13 protein-coding genes are annotated in these 17,888 nt (G+C 45.7%); 9 read left to right on the top strand and 4 right to left on the bottom strand.

The features are described from left to right. The first annotated feature begins 148 nt into the window (after positions 1–148). The 6 genes from rplK to rpoC all read left to right on the top strand — a co-directional run bounded on the left by rplK (position 149) and on the right by rpoC (position 11,084). A complete protein-coding gene (rplK, locus tag ACHFJ9_RS22275) occupies positions 149–577 on the top strand; it encodes a 50S ribosomal protein L11 (protein ID WP_005384682.1) in 429 nt (142 codons plus the stop codon). 4 nt (positions 578–581) lie between these two features. Continuing rightward, complete coding sequence (rplA, locus tag ACHFJ9_RS22270) at positions 582–1,283, top strand: 50S ribosomal protein L1 (RefSeq protein ID WP_005384683.1); 702 nt, start codon at positions 582–584, stop codon at positions 1,281–1,283. Between the two features lie 293 nt (positions 1,284–1,576). Continuing rightward, positions 1,577–2,071, top strand: coding sequence for a 50S ribosomal protein L10 (gene rplJ, locus ACHFJ9_RS22265; protein ID WP_005397270.1), 495 nt, complete (start codon positions 1,577–1,579; stop codon positions 2,069–2,071). 57 nt (positions 2,072–2,128) lie between these two features. Continuing rightward, complete coding sequence (gene rplL, locus ACHFJ9_RS22260) at positions 2,129–2,497, top strand: 50S ribosomal protein L7/L12 (protein WP_005397273.1); 369 nt, start codon at positions 2,129–2,131, stop codon at positions 2,495–2,497. A 252-nt stretch (positions 2,498–2,749) separates the two neighbouring features. Then, the gene (gene rpoB / locus ACHFJ9_RS22255; RefSeq protein ID WP_005397275.1) at positions 2,750–6,778 is read left to right on the top strand and encodes a DNA-directed RNA polymerase subunit beta; all 4,029 of its coding nucleotides are present in this window, start codon (positions 2,750–2,752) and stop codon (positions 6,776–6,778) included. 103 nt (positions 6,779–6,881) lie between these two features. Further along, positions 6,882–11,084 (top strand): DNA-directed RNA polymerase subunit beta', encoded by a 4,203-nt coding sequence (gene rpoC, locus ACHFJ9_RS22250; protein WP_005397277.1) that lies wholly within the window; start codon positions 6,882–6,884, stop codon positions 11,082–11,084. Between the two features lie 187 nt (positions 11,085–11,271). On the opposite strand, the gene ACHFJ9_RS22245 is transcribed toward rpoC, so the two are convergent. Further along, on the bottom strand, positions 11,272–11,763 hold the full coding sequence (locus tag ACHFJ9_RS22245) for an Rsd/AlgQ family anti-sigma factor (protein ID WP_031780615.1): 492 nt from the start codon (positions 11,761–11,763) through the stop codon (positions 11,272–11,274). A 177-nt stretch (positions 11,764–11,940) separates the two neighbouring features. Between ACHFJ9_RS22245 and nudC the strand changes: the two genes are divergently transcribed. After that, the gene (gene nudC, locus ACHFJ9_RS22240) at positions 11,941–12,738 is read left to right on the top strand and encodes an NAD(+) diphosphatase (RefSeq protein WP_006743187.1); all 798 of its coding nucleotides are present in this window, start codon (positions 11,941–11,943) and stop codon (positions 12,736–12,738) included. Positions 12,739–12,985: 247 nt separating this feature from the next. Beyond that, positions 12,986–14,053, top strand: coding sequence for a uroporphyrinogen decarboxylase (gene hemE, locus ACHFJ9_RS22235; protein ID WP_006743188.1), 1,068 nt, complete (start codon positions 12,986–12,988; stop codon positions 14,051–14,053). A gap of 239 nt (positions 14,054–14,292) precedes the next feature. Here the strand turns inward: hemE and ACHFJ9_RS22230 are convergent, their stop codons facing one another. After that, positions 14,293–14,865 (bottom strand): uracil-DNA glycosylase family protein, encoded by a 573-nt coding sequence (locus tag ACHFJ9_RS22230; protein ID WP_104974710.1) that lies wholly within the window; start codon positions 14,863–14,865, stop codon positions 14,293–14,295. 2 nt (positions 14,866–14,867) lie between these two features. After that, entirely contained in the window at positions 14,868–15,791 is a 924-nt protein-coding gene (locus tag ACHFJ9_RS22225) for a D-2-hydroxyacid dehydrogenase (protein ID WP_395356327.1), read from the bottom strand. Between the two features lie 66 nt (positions 15,792–15,857). On the opposite strand from ACHFJ9_RS22225, the gene ACHFJ9_RS22220 reads away from it, so the two are divergent. Then, on the top strand, positions 15,858–16,445 hold the full coding sequence (locus tag ACHFJ9_RS22220; RefSeq protein ID WP_005382520.1) for a YjaG family protein: 588 nt from the start codon (positions 15,858–15,860) through the stop codon (positions 16,443–16,445). An 80-nt stretch (positions 16,446–16,525) separates the two neighbouring features. On the opposite strand, the gene ACHFJ9_RS22215 is transcribed toward ACHFJ9_RS22220, so the two are convergent. Next, on the bottom strand, positions 16,526–17,659 hold the full coding sequence (locus tag ACHFJ9_RS22215; protein WP_048625620.1) for a hemolysin family protein: 1,134 nt from the start codon (positions 17,657–17,659) through the stop codon (positions 16,526–16,528). Between the last annotated feature and the right edge of the window lie 229 nt (positions 17,660–17,888).

The raw sequence follows: 17,888 nt of genomic DNA, 5'->3' as shown, positions 1-17,888 counted from the left end.
GTATAAAAAATCACCTTTTTAGGGTTGTATAAGGCGCGGATTATGACTATAATTTCGCGCCTTTTTACTTCAAGTGAAGTAAAAAGTTTCTTACACAAACGGGGAGCTGATCCGCGATTAGCGTTTGTACCCAAACTTAGGAATTATCATGGCTAAGAAAGTTGAAGCTTACATCAAGCTACAAGTTGCTGCTGGTATGGCTAACCCTAGTCCACCAGTAGGTCCTGCACTAGGTCAACACGGTGTGAACATCATGGAATTCTGTAAAGCGTTCAACGCAAAAACAGAATCTATTGAGAAAGGTCTACCAACTCCAGTAGTTATCACAGTATACAGCGACCGTTCTTTCACGTTCGTAACTAAGACTCCACCTGCTGCTGTTCTTCTTAAGAAAGCTGCTGGCGTTAAGTCTGGTTCAGGTCGTCCAAACACTGAAAAAGTTGGTACTGTAACTGACGCTCAAATCCAAGAAATCGCAGAAACTAAAGCTGCTGATATGACTGGTGCTGACATCGAAGCGATGAAGCGTTCTATCGCTGGTACTGCTCGTTCAATGGGCCTAGTGGTAGAGGGTTAATAAGATGGCAAAACTAACTAAGCGCATGCGCGTAATCCGCGAAAAAGTTGACGTAACTAAAGAATACGAAATCAACGAAGCTGTAGCTCTTCTTCAAGAACTAGCGACTGCGAAATTCGTTGAGTCTGTAGACGTTGCTGTTAACCTAGGCATTGATGCTCGTAAATCTGACCAGAACGTACGTGGTGCAACTGTACTACCTCACGGTACTGGCCGCGAAATCCGCGTTGCAGTGTTCACTCAAGGTGCTAACGCTGAAGCAGCTAAAGAAGCTGGCGCAGACATCGTAGGTATGGAAGATCTTGCTGAGCAAGTTAAGAAAGGCGAAATGAACTTTGACGTAGTTGTTGCTTCTCCAGATGCAATGCGCGTTGTAGGTCAACTAGGTACTATCCTAGGTCCTCGCGGTCTTATGCCAAACCCTAAAGTTGGTACTGTAACTCCTAACGTTGCTGAAGCGGTTAAAAACGCTAAAGCTGGTCAGGTTCGTTACCGTAACGACAAAAACGGCATCATCCACACTACTATCGGTAAAGCAAACTTCTCTGCTGAGCAGATCAAAGAGAACCTAGAAGCACTTCTAGTTGCTCTGAAGAAAGCTAAGCCATCTTCAGCGAAAGGTACTTTCCTGAAGAAAGTAAGCATCTCTACTACTATGGGTGCTGGTGTTGCTGTTGATCAGGCTAGCCTGAACACTCAAGCATAATTTATTTGCTTAGGCGCAAAATTAGTGTATAATTTTGCGCCTAATATTTGTGGTTGGGGCTGAACTTTGGTTCTTTGAACTGTCTCCTAGTTCGAAATGAATTAAGACCCAGTCTCCGTCCAAGACCGTAGGTGTTTGTGTAAAAGCAAACTTAATTATCCTACGTAGATGGTGCCCGAACTGACAGAAAGCTCTATGTAATATAGTTAACTTTCTTCTGGGGAAGCACCTCAATAGCTCTCACTGTCGTGATGATAGTGAGTGGTGTAACGACAACCAGGAGTAAATCCAAGATGGCTTTAAACCTTCAAGACAAAAAAGCAATTGTTGCTGAAGTCAACGAAGCTGCCAGTGGTGCACTTTCTGCAGTTGTAGCTGATTCTCGTGGCGTTCAAGTTGGCGCGATGACTTCTCTACGTAAACAAGCTCGTGAAGCTGGCGTTTACATGAGAGTTGTTCGTAACACTCTTGCTCGTCGTGCGGTTGAAGGTACTGAGTACGAGTGTCTAACTGACACTTTCACTGGTCCTACACTAATCGCATTCTCTAATGAGCACCCAGGTGCTGCAGCGCGTCTTTTCAAAGACTTCGCTAAAGAGAACAAAGATTTCGAGATCAAAGCTGCTGCTTATGAAGGCGCTTTAACTGACGCTGAAGTACTAGCAACACTACCAACTTACGACGAAGCAATTGCACGCCTAATGATGTGCATGAAAGAAGCTTCGGCTGGCAAGCTGGCGCGTACTATCGCAGCTATCCGCGATCAAAAACAAGAAGCAGCGGCATAAGCCTTGCTTTTTACTGGTTGCTTAATAAACTTATTGTTGACTTAAAAGAGAATTGTTATGTCTATTACTAACGAGCAAATCCTAGACGCAGTTGCAGAAATGTCTGTAATGCAAGTTGTTGAACTAATCGAAGCAATGGAAGAGAAATTCGGTGTTTCTGCTGCTGCTGCTGTTGTAGCTGGCGGCGCTGCTGGCGGCGAAGCTGCTGCTGAGCAAACTGAATTCGACGTAATCCTAGAAGCTGCTGGCGGTAACAAAGTTGCTGTAATCAAAGCAGTACGTGGCGCAACTGGCCTAGGTCTTAAAGAAGCTAAAGCTCTTGTAGACGGCGCTCCAGCACCTCTTAAAGAAGGTGTTGAGAAAGCAGAAGCTGAAGCTCTTAAAGCTCAGCTAGAAGAAGCTGGTGCAACTGTTGCTGTTAAGTAATTATTGCATAGTTTCTTAGCCTAACGGCTAATTGGCTGGTGGTTTTTTAACCACCGGCCTTTTTGCGCTGTAGGGTATAGGCGAATTTTCCCGCTGTTTAAGCGCCTGATATCCATGCAAAAAACATTTCATTCTTACGAAATGAAATGTCACTACAGTAAACAGCTATATTAGTCACTGTCCCTTACCCCCCTTAAGTAACTAGGAGCGGGCGGACAGTTTGGGTCACTTATCAGCGAGCTGAGGAACCCCATGGTTTACTCTTATACCGAGAAAAAGCGCATCCGTAAGGACTTTGGTACTCGTCCACAAGTTTTGGACATTCCATACCTGCTATCGATCCAGCTCGATTCGTTCGACAAATTCATCGAACAGGATCCTGAAGGTCAATACGGTCTTGAAGCCGCTTTCCGTTCTGTATTCCCGATTCAGAGCTACAACGGCAATTCTGAGCTGCAATACGTTAGCTACCGTCTTGGTGAGCCAGTTTTTGACGTTAAAGAATGTCAAATCCGCGGTGTAACTTACTCAAAGCCACTACGTGTAAAACTACGCCTAGTTATCTTTGATAAAGACGCGCCAGCAGGTACTGTAAAAGACATTAAAGAACAAGAAGTCTACATGGGTGAAATTCCACTCATGACAGACAATGGTACCTTCGTTATTAACGGTACCGAGAGGGTTATCGTATCCCAGCTGCACCGAAGCCCAGGCGTGTTCTTCGACAGCGATAAGGGTAAGACCCACTCTTCAGGTAAAGTTTTATACAACGCACGTGTTATTCCTTACCGTGGTTCATGGCTTGATTTCGAGTTTGATCCTAAGGATAACTTGTACGTTCGTATCGACCGCCGTCGTAAGCTACCAGCATCGATCATTCTTCGTGCACTAGGTAAGTCGACAGAAGAAATCCTAGATCTCTTCTTCGAGAAAGTGAACTTCGAAGTGAAAGACCAAACTCTATTGATGGAGTTGGTTCCAGATCGTCTACGTGGTGAAACTGCGTCATTCGACATCGAAGCGAATGGTAAAGTTTACGTTGAGCAAGGTCGTCGCGTAACAGCTCGTCATATCCGCCAATTAGAAAAAGATGGTGTTGATCACATCGAAGTACCAGTTGAGTACATCGTAGGTAAAGTTGCATCAAAAGATTACATCAATGAAGCAACTGGCGAGATCATTGTTAACGCTAACCAGGAAATCAGCCTGGAAGCACTAGCGAACCTATCTCAGGCTGGCCACAAAGCGCTAGAAGTTCTATTTACGAACGATCTAGACCACGGTCCATTCATGTCAGAAACACTACGTATCGACAGCACGGTTGATCGTATTTCTGCATTGGTAGAAATCTACCGCATGATGCGCCCTGGTGAGCCGCCAACAAAAGAAGCTGCAGAAGCTCTATTCGAAAGCCTATTCTTCTCTGAAGAGCGTTACGATCTATCGACTGTTGGTCGTATGAAGTTCAACAGCTCTATCGGCCGTGAAGATGCTCAAGAGCAAGGCACACTTGATGAAACTGATATCATCGAAGTGATGAAGAAGCTGATCGCGATCCGTAACGGTAAGGGCGAAGTGGACGATATCGACCACCTAGGCAACCGTCGTATCCGTTCTGTAGGCGAAATGGCTGAGAACCAGTTCCGTGTAGGTCTAGTACGTGTTGAGCGTGCAGTTAAAGAGCGTCTAAGCCTAGGCGATCTTGACGCAATCATGCCTCAAGACTTGATCAACGCGAAGCCAATTTCTGCGGCAGTTAAAGAGTTCTTTGGCTCTTCACAGCTTTCACAGTTCATGGACCAAAACAACCCGCTATCAGAAGTAACGCACAAGCGTCGTATTTCTGCATTGGGTCCTGGCGGTCTAACTCGTGAACGTGCTGGCTTCGAAGTACGTGACGTACACGTAACGCACTATGGTCGTCTATGTCCTATCGAAACGCCTGAAGGTCCAAACATCGGTCTGATCAACTCTCTATCTGCGTTTGCGCGTTGTAACGAGTACGGTTTCCTAGAGACACCATACCGTCGCGTTGTAGATGGCGTAGTAACAGACGAAGTAGATTACCTATCTGCAATCGAAGAAGGCCAATTCGTTATCGCACAGGCGAACGCTAAGCTAAACGAAGATGGTACTTTTGCAGATGAGCTGATCACAGCTCGTCAGAAAGGTGAATCTGGACTACACCCTCGTGAGCACGCTCAGTACATGGACGTTGCGACAAACCAGGTTGTATCTATCGCTGCATCGCTTATCCCGTTCCTAGAACACGATGATGCGAACCGTGCATTGATGGGTGCGAACATGCAACGTCAGGCAGTTCCGACACTGAAAGCTGACAAACCGCTTGTTGGTACTGGTATTGAACGTAACGTAGCCGTTGACTCAGGTGTAACTGCAGTTGCGAAACGTGGTGGTGTAATCCAGTCAGTAGATGCTTCTCGTATCGTTGTTAAAGTAAACGAAGAAGAGCTAGTACCAGGTGAAGCTGGTATCGATATCTACAACCTAACTAAATACACACGTTCTAACCAGAACACATGTATTAACCAACGCCCATGTGTGATGCCAGGTGAACCTGTATCACGCGGTGACGTGCTTGCTGATGGTCCTTCGACAGACCTAGGTGAGCTAGCGCTTGGTCAAAACATGCGTATCGCGTTCATGCCTTGGAACGGTTACAACTTCGAAGACTCGATCTTAGTATCTGAGCGCGTAGTTCAAGAAGACCGCTTCACGACAATCCATATTCAAGAACTTACTTGTGTGGCGCGTGATACTAAGCTTGGTTCTGAAGAGATCACAGCTGATATTCCAAACGTAGGTGAATCTGCTCTGTCTAAACTAGACGAGTCAGGTATCGTTTACATCGGTGCTGAAGTTAAGGGTGGCGACATCCTAGTTGGTAAAGTAACACCTAAAGGTGAAACTCAGCTAACGCCTGAAGAGAAGCTACTACGTGCTATCTTCGGTGAAAAAGCATCTGATGTTAAAGATACTTCACTACGTGTACCTAACTCTGTATCAGGTACGATCATCGATGTTCAAGTCTTCACTCGCGATGGCGTAGAGAAAGACAAGCGTGCGCTTGAAATCGAACAGATGCAGCTTAAAGAAGCGAAGAAAGACCTAACTGAAGAATTCCAGATTCTTGAGGGTGGCCTTCTAAACCGTGTTAAAGCTGTATTGATTGAAGGCGGTTACTCTGAAGCGAAACTAGACACGACTGATCGTAAGAAGTGGCTAGAGCTAACGCTAGAAGATGACGCACTACAAACTCAGCTTGAGCAACTTGCTGAGCAGTGGGACGAGCTAAAAGCTGACTTCGATAAGAAGTTCGAAACTAAACGTCGTAAGATCACTCAAGGTGATGATTTAGCACCTGGCGTACTGAAGATCGTTAAGGTTTACCTAGCGGTTAAACGTCGCATTCAGCCTGGTGATAAGATGGCGGGTCGTCACGGTAACAAGGGTGTAATCTCTAAGATCAACCCTGTTGAAGACATGCCATACGATGAAAAAGGTCAGCCTGTAGACATCGTACTTAACCCACTGGGTGTACCTTCGCGTATGAACATCGGTCAGATCCTAGAAGTACACTTAGGTCTGGCAGCGAAAGGTATCGGTGACAAGATCAACCAGATGGTTAAAGAGCAGCAAGAACTAGCGAAATTCCGTGAGTTCCTACAAAAAGTTTACGACCTAGGCGACACTCGCCAGAAAGTAGACATTGCTTCTCTATCTGATGATGAAGTACGTACTCTGATCAAGAACTTGCGTGGCGGTCTACCAATCGCGACTCCTGTATTTGATGGTGCTCCAGAAGAGTCAATCAAAGCACTTCTTGAGCTAGCAGATCTACCAACATCAGGTCAGCTAACGCTATTTGATGGTCGCACAGGTGATGCGTTTGAGCGTCCTGTAACTGTTGGTTACATGTACATGCTGAAACTGAACCACCTTGTTGATGACAAGATGCACGCTCGTTCAACTGGTTCGTACAGCCTAGTAACTCAGCAGCCACTAGGTGGTAAAGCTCAGTTCGGTGGTCAGCGTTTCGGTGAGATGGAAGTATGGGCACTAGAAGCATACGGTGCTGCTTACACGCTACAAGAAATGCTAACGGTTAAGTCGGATGACGTTAACGGCCGTACTAAGATGTACAAGAACATCGTAGACGGTAACCACAGCATGGAACCTGGCATGCCAGAATCGTTCAACGTACTGTTGAAAGAGATCCGCTCGCTAGGTATCAACATCGAGCTAGAAGACGAAGAGTAATCCTTTCTCTCTTGATGAAAGTCGAGAGAATCAAAGCGATTATTTGGAAGAAGGTGCTCACTTTAGCGAGTGAGCTCCTTTTAACTCCTTACAGGAGCTGATTGTGAAAGACTTATTAAACTTTCTAAAAGCACAGCATAAGACCGAAGAATTTGATGCAATCAAAATCGGTCTATCTTCACCAGACATGATCCGTTCATGGTCTTTTGGTGAAGTTAAAAAACCTGAAACGATCAACTATCGTACGTTCAAACCTGAACGCGATGGTCTGTTCTGTGCGCGTATCTTTGGTCCAGTTAAAGACTACGAATGTCTTTGTGGTAAGTACAAGCGCCTGAAGCACCGTGGTGTTATCTGTGAGAAGTGTGGTGTAGAAGTTACACAAACTAAAGTTCGTCGTGACCGTATGGGCCACATTGAACTGGCTTCACCAGTAGCTCACATCTGGTTCCTAAAATCGCTACCGTCTCGTATCGGTCTACTGATGGATATCCCTCTACGTGATATCGAACGTGTTCTTTACTTCGAAATGTACGTAGTAACAGAACCAGGTATGACTGATCTAGAAAAAGGTCAGATGCTTACTGAAGAAGAGTATCTAGATCGTCTAGAAGAGTGGGGTGACGAGTTCACTGCTAAGATGGGTGCAGAAGCTATCAAGGACCTACTAGGTTCTATGGATATGCACGCTGAAGCAGAACAAATGCGTGAAGAGTTAGAGACAACAAACTCTGAAACTAAGCGTAAGAAAGTAACTAAGCGTCTTAAGCTGGTAGAAGCGTTCATCGCATCGGGTAACAACCCAGAGTGGATGATCCTAACAGTACTTCCAGTACTTCCGCCAGATCTACGTCCTCTAGTACCTCTAGATGGCGGTCGCTTTGCGACTTCTGATCTTAACGATCTATACCGTCGTGTGATCAACCGTAACAACCGTTTGAAGCGTCTTCTAGAGCTAGCTGCTCCGGACATCATCGTACGTAACGAAAAACGTATGCTGCAAGAGTCTGTTGATGCGCTACTAGATAACGGTCGTCGTGGTCGTGCGATCACAGGTTCTAACAAGCGTCCTCTGAAATCTCTTGCTGATATGATCAAGGGTAAACAAGGTCGTTTCCGTCAGAACCTTCTAGGTAAACGTGTAGACTACTCTGGCCGTTCTGTAATCACAGTAGGTCCATACCTTCGTCTACACCAGTGTGGTCTTCCTAAGAAGATGGCACTTGAGCTATTCAAACCATTCATCTACAGCAAGCTAGAGACTCGTGGTCTTGCGACTACAATCAAAGCTGCTAAGAAAATGGTAGAGCGTGAAGAAGCGGTCGTTTGGGATATCCTAGACGAAGTAATCCGTGAACACCCAGTACTATTGAACCGTGCACCGACACTTCACCGTCTCGGTATCCAGGCGTTCGAACCAGTACTAATCGAAGGTAAAGCGATTCAGCTACACCCACTTGTATGTGCGGCGTACAACGCGGACTTCGATGGTGACCAAATGGCGGTTCACGTACCTCTAACTCTAGAGGCACAGCTTGAAGCTCGTACTCTGATGATGTCGACAAACAACATTCTGTCGCCAGCGTCAGGTGATCCGATCATCGTACCTTCTCAGGACGTTGTATTGGGTCTGTACTACATGACTCGTGAAAAGATCAACGTGAAAGGTGAAGGCATGTACCTTTCTGGCCCAGAAGAGGCTGAGAAAGCATACCGCACTAAACAAGCTGAGCTTCACGCACGCGTTAAAGTACGTATTACAGAAACCGTTGTAGACGAAGACGGCAACAGCACTACAGAAACCAAGATGGTAGACACCACTGTTGGTCGTGCAATGCTATGGCAAATCGTGCCAGCTGGTCTACCGTACAGCATCGTTAACCAAAAGCTAGGTAAGAAGCAAATCTCTAACCTACTTAACGAGGCGTACCGTAAACTAGGTCTGAAAGACACTGTAATCTTCGCTGACCAAATCATGTACACCGGTTTCGCATACGCGGCACTTTCTGGTGTATCTGTTGGTATCGACGATATGGTTGTACCAGCAGCTAAGTACACTGAAATCGCAGAAGCGGAAGAAGAAGTACGTGAAATCCAGGAACAGTACCAATCAGGTCTTGTTACTGCGGGCGAACGCTACAACAAAGTTATCGATATCTGGGCATCGACCAACGACCGTGTTGCGAAAGCAATGATGGAAAACCTTTCATCTGAAACGGTAGTTAACCGTGACGGTGAAGAGGAACAGCAAGAGTCATTCAACAGCATCTACATGATGGCGGACTCGGGCGCTCGTGGTTCTGCAGCTCAGATTCGTCAGCTAGCGGGTATGCGTGGTCTGATGGCACGTCCAGATGGCTCAATCATCGAGACACCGATCACTGCGAACTTTAAAGAAGGTCTAAACGTACTTCAGTACTTTATCTCAACGCACGGTGCTCGTAAGGGTCTTGCGGATACGGCACTGAAAACAGCGAACTCGGGTTACCTAACTCGTCGTCTAGTAGACGTTGCTCAAGACGTTGTTGTAACTGAACATGACTGTGGCACTCATGAAGGTGTCGACATGATGCCTCACATCGAGGGTGGTGATGTTAAAGTTGCACTTTCTGAGCTTGCTCTTGGTCGTGTTGTTGCTGAAGACGTACTAAAACCTGGCACTGAAGACGTTCTTATTCCACGTAACACCCTGATCGATGAGAAGTGGTGTCAAATCATGGAAGAGAACTCAGTAGACAGCATGAAAGTGCGCTCTGTAGTAACGTGTGATTCTGACTTCGGTTGTTGTGCACAGTGTTACGGTCGTGACCTAGCACGTGGCCACCTAGTGAACCAAGGTGAAGCAGTAGGTGTTATCGCTGCTCAGTCTATCGGTGAACCAGGTACACAGCTTACCATGCGTACGTTCCACATCGGTGGTGCGGCATCGACAGCAGCGGCAGAGAACAGTGTTCAAGTTAAGAACAACGGTTCTATCAAGCTACACAACGCTAAATCTGTACTAGCAGATGACGGTAAGATCGTTATCACTTCTCGTGCGACAGAGCTAACTATTATTGATGAGTTTGGTCGTACGAAAGAGAAACACAAACTGCCTTACGGTACGCTACTAAGCAAAGGCGATGGCGATACAGTTCAAGCTGGCGAAACAGTTGCAAACTGGGAAGCGCACACACTACCTATCATTACTGAGGTAGCAGGTCGCATCCAGTTCGTAGATATGATCGACGGCGTAACAGTATCTCGTCAAACTGATGACCTAACTGGTCTATCTTCAAGCGAAGTAACTGACCCAGCAGCTCGCCCTTCAGCAGGTAAAGATATGCGTCCAGCTATCAAACTTGTTGACGAGCAAGGTAACGATGTAATGATCCCTGGTACTGATATGCCAGCTCACTACTTCCTACCTGGTAAAGCGATTGTAAACATCGAAGATGGCGCAGCAGTAGGTGTTGGTGCGACACTAGCACGTATTCCTCAGAAGTCTGGCGGTAACAAAGATATCACCGGTGGTCTTCCACGAGTTGCTGACCTATTTGAAGCACGTAAGCCGAAAGAGCCTGCAATCCTTGCTGAGCACACAGGTACTGTGAGCTTCGGTAAAGAGACCAAAGGTAAACGTCGCTTAGTGATCACACGTGAAAGCGGTGAAGCTTACGAAGAGATGATTCCTAAGCATCGTCAGTTGAACGTATTCGAAGGTGAAAAAGTTGAACGTGGTGACGTGATCGCAGATGGTCCAGAGTCTCCACACGACATCCTACGTCTACGTGGCGTACACGCGGTAACGCAGTACATTGCTAACGAAGTACAGGAAGTTTACCGTCTACAAGGCGTTAAGATTAACGATAAGCACATTGAAACTATCGTTCGTCAGATGCTACGTAAGTGTACTATTACTCACTCTGGTGACTCTGAGTTCCTACCTGGTGAGCAGATTGAGTACTCACAAGTTAAGATTGCTAACCGTAACCTAGAAGCTGAAGGCAAAGAGCCTGCACGTTTCGAACGTGAACTACTAGGTATCACTAAAGCATCTCTAGCGACTGAGTCGTTCATCTCTGCGGCATCGTTCCAGGAGACAACTCGCGTACTAACAGAAGCAGCGGTTTCTGGTAAGCGTGATGACCTACGTGGTCTGAAAGAGAACGTAATTGTTGGTCGTCTGATCCCAGCTGGTACTGGTTTCGCATACCACCAAGAGCGTCAAGCTAAACGTTCTGAAGCGCAAGATGGTCCTTCTGCTGAGCAAGCAACGGACAACCTAGCGGCACTTCTAAACGCTGGTTTCTCTTCTGAAGAGTAAGCCATTTAACGAGTAATCGTTAGAAGCTTAAGAAAAAAGGCACCTTCGGGTGCCTTTTTAGTTTTTATCCTGCCTTTTTCTTCGAGAGGGTTCTTAGAGAAGGTAATAGTGATAAGGCTAGAAACAAAAAAGACCGACGATGATCGTCAGTCTTTTCTATCCTTCAGTCTCTGAATGTTCGCAAACACTAAGCCCCTGGGGGCATAGACAGACTTTCTGCGATCTGCTGTATCAGATAGTCCTCGACTTCAAATCGAGTCTCAAGAATTTCGCCAATGAGACACATATCAGAATCGAAATCATCTAATTCATCATCTTCAGTAACTTCTGAGTACTTATCGTTAAAGTTCAATAGTGGTTCAGTTGTCAGGACTATTTGACCATAAGTTTGATTGATTTCATTGGTCACGACAAAGCCAGTCGCTTTCCAGCGATCCATAACCATGTCATAGATTTTAAAATGGCCCTCGGAGATGTAATCAACGAGATGCTGACAGAAATCCTGCAATTCGGAAGGAGATGGGAGTTCAATAACATTGGTTTTCGAACAAGGTTGCAGTGCTGCAAGCTTACAATATTCAACAATCAGGGATTGTCGTGTCTCTAACCAGTGATCAATGACATCACTTGAGCCACCCCACTGGTCTTGTGTTTGTTTGAATTTTTTTAGCATGACCATGCCCTCATGATCTGATCGCCTGTTGGCGAACGTATCCTTTGCAAAGCAAAGTTAGTAAAGTTATTACAAACTCTTGTCCTTACTAGAATTTAGAGTGCGAATTTACTTAACGACAAACTCTAGTATGAAATTAGATTGCCAGTAAAATGAACGAACTTCAAGCAAAGGGATGGTGTAATGTTAAGAAAAGGTGATGTTAACCGCGCGATAAATGCATACTGGTGTGTTGTTGCAGGAAGTGAAATTTGGCTGGTGGATGGTGCTGTGCCTTTCGGGTCTGCAGAGCAGTTATCACTGCCTGAAGTGAGTGCAAGGCCCATTGGTGAGTATTCTGGTTCGCCTGTCATGTGGCTTAATTTGTCTGATTTGGAGCATGATCTACCATTAGTCTCACTGCGCGACTGCCTGCATTTTCCTGAGCCATTATTTATGTTGTTAAGTAAAGCGGTTCAGTATGGGCACATGACGCAAAGTCTGCGTTTTTGCCCACAGTGCGGTGGAAGAAACTTTCTTAATAATAATCAGTTAGCTATGCAGTGTGGCGAATGCCGTACTCTCCATTATCCTCGAATATTTCCGTGTATTATCGTTGCTGTGCGTAAAGAGAACCAGATCTTATTGGCCCAACATCCTAGGCATCGAAATGGTATGTATACCGTCATTGCGGGTTTTCTAGAAGTTGGTGAGACATTAGAAGAGTGTGTGGCTCGAGAAATTCATGAAGAAACGGGAATTCTCGTTAAAAATATTCGTTACTTTGGCAGCCAGCCTTGGGCTTTCCCATCGAGTATGATGATGGGGTTTTTAGCTGACTATGAATCGGGAGAGTTAAGTCCAGACTACACTGAGCTGTCTGATGCACAATGGTTTGGTATTGACGAGATGCCGCCTGTTGCGCCTAAAGGAACGATTGCAAGAGCGCTTATCGAACAAACGCTACAAGATATTGATTCTAATTATCTGATAAATAGATAAAAAAAACCCTCCGAGAGGGAGGGGGTAAGTAAGATGTCGTTATGAGATGCTGAGTACTGGGTACTCAGTTTATAATTGTAGTTTTCGCTAGCGAACAAATTTTTAACACTGATACCGATTGGGTGCAAATTAAGCATTGATTTAAAAGTTAATAACTTGATCCAGGTTGCAAAGCACACAGCTATTGGACTTAAATCAGTGATAGAATACCCCCTTTCACAGAAAGCCTAACAGTTGGAATTACGGAATGACTGAATTAAAAAATGATCGTTATCTGCGTGCGCTTTTAAAAGAGCCGGTAGATTACACGCCAGTATGGATGATGCGCCAGGCAGGTCGTTACCTACCAGAATACAAAGCGACTCGTGCAGAAGCGGGTGATTTCATGTCTTTGTGTCGAAATGCAGAATTAGCATCCGAAGTGACACTTCAACCATTACGCCGTTTTCCTCTTGATGCTGCGATCTTATTCTCGGACATCTTAACGATTCCAGATGCAATGGGGCTTGGTTTACGTTTTGCTGCGGGCGAAGGACCTGTTTTTGATAACCCAATTACATGCAAAGCTGACGTGGAAAAAATTGGTTTGCCAGATCCAGAAGGTGAACTGCAATATGTAATGAATGCAGTACGTCAGATCCGTAAAGACCTTAAGGGTGAAGTGCCGTTAATTGGCTTCTCTGGTAGCCCGTGGACTCTTGCTACGTACATGATCGAAGGTGGCAGTTCTAAAGCCTTCACCAAGATCAAGAAAATGATGTACGCGGAACCACAAACTCTGCACTTACTTCTAGATAAGCTGGCAGACAGCGTTATCGAGTACCTAAACGCGCAAATTAAAGCAGGCGCGCAGTCGGTAATGGTATTTGACACATGGGGTGGCGTACTGACGCCTCGTGACTACAACCTGTTCTCACTGCAATACATGCACAAGATCGTTGATGGTCTGATTCGTGAAAACGACGGTCGTCGCGTGCCAGTCACACTGTTTACTAAGAATGGCGGCATGTGGCTTGAGCAAATCGCAGCAACGGGCTGTGATGCGGTTGGTCTAGACTGGACAATCAACATTGCAGACGCGAAAGCACGTATCGGTGATAAGGTGGCGCTGCAAGGTAACATGGACCCATCAATGCTTTACGCTTCGCCAGAGCGCATCCGTGAAGAAGTAGCGGATATCCTAGAAGGATTTGGTGATACGGGGACTGGTCATGTGTTCAACCTAGGTCACGGTATCCACTTGGATGTACCGCCAGAAAATGCGGGCGTATTTGTGGAAGCGGTACACGAGTTATCTAAGCCATACCACAAGTAAGTTAGATGTTTTGAAATCAAATGCCGGCATTCAGTGCCGGTATTTTTTTACCTAAAATTCAGTTTTTCTATCTGAGACTCAAGGCTGTACAGCTCTAGTAGTATTTGGCCTGCTATGATCTAATTACTATTTAGTCTGTACGCTTATTGTTTAATCTTATTATAAACAACAGCTTATCGGTTTGTGTTTGTGTGCTCATTTTCTTGTACAGATAAAAAAGCAATTAGATCATGGGTAACCTAAAGCATCGAGTGAACGCGTTTTTTAAGGTATGGCACGACTTCAGATTCAAACCAAGGATTCTTCTTTAACCACAATGTATTGCGTGGAGAAGGATGAGGAAGCGGGATAAAATCCGGTTCCCAATCCTGCCATCGCTGAACAGTTTGCGTGAGTGTTTTGGGCTTATTGGCCAGGTAGTACTGCTGCGAGTACTGACCAATTAGTAGAGTGAGCTCTATATTGGGCAGCTGCTCAAGAATCTTTTTATGCCAAGTGGGCGCACATTCTTTACGAGGCGGTAAATCACCAGAGTTCCCTTTGCCTGGATAACAGAATCCCATTGGGACAATGGCAATTTTATTTGGGTCGTAGAAAACGTCTTTGTCGATATCGAGCCATTGGCGTAATCGATCACCACTTGGGTCATTCCAAGGTATCGAGGTTTTGTGTACACGTGTGCCTGGGGCCTGACCGATGATTAGGATGCGTGCCCCTTTTGCTGCTTGTACGACAGGGTTTGCGCCCAAAGGTAAATTATCCGCGCAGATCTGGCAGGCCCTCACTTGTTGCAATAGCTCGTCTAACGACATTCTCAGTAACCCTTTTCGAAATCCACTTGATAATTTAATGAGAACCCATCGCGCCAGCGTAGATAGTTGTCAGAAAAAATCTCGATGACTTGCTCGGGAAAACTCAGCGCAGCAATGTGTGGAGTGATGGTGACTTGCGGTAGTTTCCAAAACGGATGCTCTACCGATAACGGTTCTTGCTCAAACACATCTAAGAAGGCGTGTTCTACCCAACGGTTTTTCAGAGCGAAGAGCAACCCTGCCTCATCCAGTACGTCGCCGCGACCCACGTTGAATAATAACGCCTTGTTTAGATAGCTGAGTGTTTGACGATTAAGTAACTGTTGCGTCTCCGGTGTACTTGGTAGGGTATTCACAACAATGTCGGCTTGTTCAAATGCCTTACTTAGTTCACTGATATGAAAGGTCTGATGAAACTCACCACCTGAGGTCGGAATACCTGTGCGGTTCATACCGATAGTTTTTATCCCCATTGCTTTAGCGGCGTTGCCCAGATAGCCCCCAATGCTACCGGTACCAAGAATTACCATGGTTTTACTTTGTAATGATGTATAGAGGTGAGGCTGCCATCGTTTGTTTTGTTGTTGCTGGTGGTATCGGTTGAAGTGGCGGTAATGGGCAATACTGTAACCCAAAACATATTCAGCAATCAGTGGACCAAAGATGCCTCGAACGTTAGTTAGAGTATAGTCCTGACGAAGGCTAGGGGATGTTAAGGCGTTGACACCAGCAAACGTGGATTGCACCCATTCAAGCTGTGAAAATTCGTCTAAGCTTTGTGATAGTAAGGGTGGGTCCGCTAGTACGATCTGAGCGGCTTCTGGTTCGTCGGTGAGGCAAAGATCGGGCAGATTTTTCTCTGCCAGTAACGTTTTGTAGGTGTCGCGATGCTCTGAGAGCAGGAAAATCTGATTTGAATGCGGCATTAACTTTTTTCCCTGTGATGAATCAAGTACACTTTCGCTGTTTTTTTCTTCAATGATTGAGTGACTATGCTTAAGAATCCTCTTCAGGTTCGTTTAGAAAAACTAGAACCTTGGCAACAAATTACCTTTATGGCGTGTCTATGTGAACGCATGTATCCAAACTATGCGATGTTTTGTGAGAACACAGAATTTGCTGACCCGCGTGCTTACCGAGCGATTCTTGATAGTGTATGGGAAATTTTGACAGTTAAGAACGCGAAAATTAACTTCGAACGTCAATTAGAGAAGTTAGAAGAGTTGTTCCCAAGTGCGGATGAGTTCGATTTTTACGGCGTTTACCCAGCGATGGACGCGTGTCAGGGTTTGTCTACGTTACTGCATGGTCTATTGGACCGCGACTACCTTTTCGATTCAATGCTTAAAGTGAGCCAACAGTCGGTACAAACCGTTGCTGATCTAGAGCAAGCGCAAGGTGCAGAGCCAATCACCAACGACAACCAGAAAGAAAATGAAGCCGTATGTGAAGAATGGGACGTGCAGTGGGCTATTTTCCGTCCACTGCGTGAAGCGGTAGAGCGTGACATCAGCTTGATTAAAGATTTACGTGAAGAGTTACGTGAAGAAGGCGTGAGCAATATCGGTATCGCACTTTAATCGTTGAATAGATAGAAAAAAGGCATCCTAAATGGATGCCTTTTTGTTTGCGGCGTTTGAGCGGTTATGCCCAATGCTGATTACGATTCTTTAGAGTCTGGTTTTGTCACTTCTTGAGTTTCTGGCTCCTTGTGATGCTTCTCCAGTTCTTCCTCTTCTTCATCGTCATCGCGGCTTTCGATTACGCCGTGCATCTCTTTCCAACTTTCCCAGCGTTGGTAAGCCAGCTCTTGCATGTCGGTACTTTTATCCGCTTCATCGATGATTTCTTCACCCACGAGGTGTTCAAAGATATCCTCCAACGTCACCAAGCCTTGCACAGTACCGTATTCGTCAACGACAAGTGCCAGCTGTAGGCGATGAGTCATCATCTGGTCAAACACTTTCGGTAAAGTCGTGTTGTTTAGCACCACTTGAATCGGGCGCATGATTGCTCCCAGTTGTTTCTGTCCACAACCTGATTGTTGCAGTTTGAACAACTCAAGGCGGTGCACAAAACCAATGATGTTGTCTTTCTGCTCGCTATAAACCAATGGGCGGGAGAAAGGTGTATCCTTGTGTTTTTCTAGGAACTCATTGATGGTCATCGTGGCATCGATACGGAATACCACAGGACGTGGCGTCATAACCTGCGTTACAGGTACATCTTGGATGCCAAGCAAGTTGCTTAATATTTTTGATTCACCCTCGGCAAATTCACCGCTTTCACGTGCCAGAATCGCCATTGCAGACAGTTCATCACGCATTTTCGGAGCTTCGTGGTTACGAGCAAGACGCTTGGTGATTTGCTCTGAAAACCATACGAATGGCGTTAGCGCCCATACCATCCAACGTAATGCGACTGCCGCGGTTGGCGCCAATTGACGCCAGTAAGTTGCGCCAATTGTTTTCGGTACGATTTCTGAAAGCACCAAGATCGCCAGTGTGAGCACAGCCGAAAAGATACCTAACGCTTCGCTACCAAATACAACCGCAGCTTGTGCACCAGCAGTGGCCGCGCCGATGGTATGAGCGATGGTATTTAGAGTCAGAATGGATGCCAATGGTCGGTCGATATCTGATTTTAGCTTAGCCAGTTGCCCAGCAGCGGGATGCCCCTGTTGATTGAGCTGCGCAATGTAGCTCGGACTGATACTCAGCAGTACCGCCTCCAGCACCGAACAGATAAACGAAATGCCGATTGCAATAGAGATATAAATGGATAACAGCAGCATAGTTGCCCTTGAATGTAGTTTGATAGTGGTTATTTGCAGCTATTATAACCGCAAAAGTGCCTTATAAATTGGTCCAAATACCTTGGAAAGCAAGGGTTTTCAGGGGGTATGTGGTAACAAATTGTGAGTTATTACTCATATTATGGCTAAAAGTACGTCAGAAAATCGAAAGATCGCTTACAAACCTTTGCCAGATGGGGCATTTATGTTTTAGAGTGAGACGAATTCG

It is taken from the genome of Vibrio sp. D3 (assembly GCF_043995865.1).
GTDB classification, from domain to species: Bacteria; Pseudomonadota; Gammaproteobacteria; order Enterobacterales; family Vibrionaceae; genus Vibrio; species Vibrio diabolicus.
Note: the sequence above shows the minus strand (reverse complement) of the source record. Positions and strands in the feature narration are given on the sequence as shown.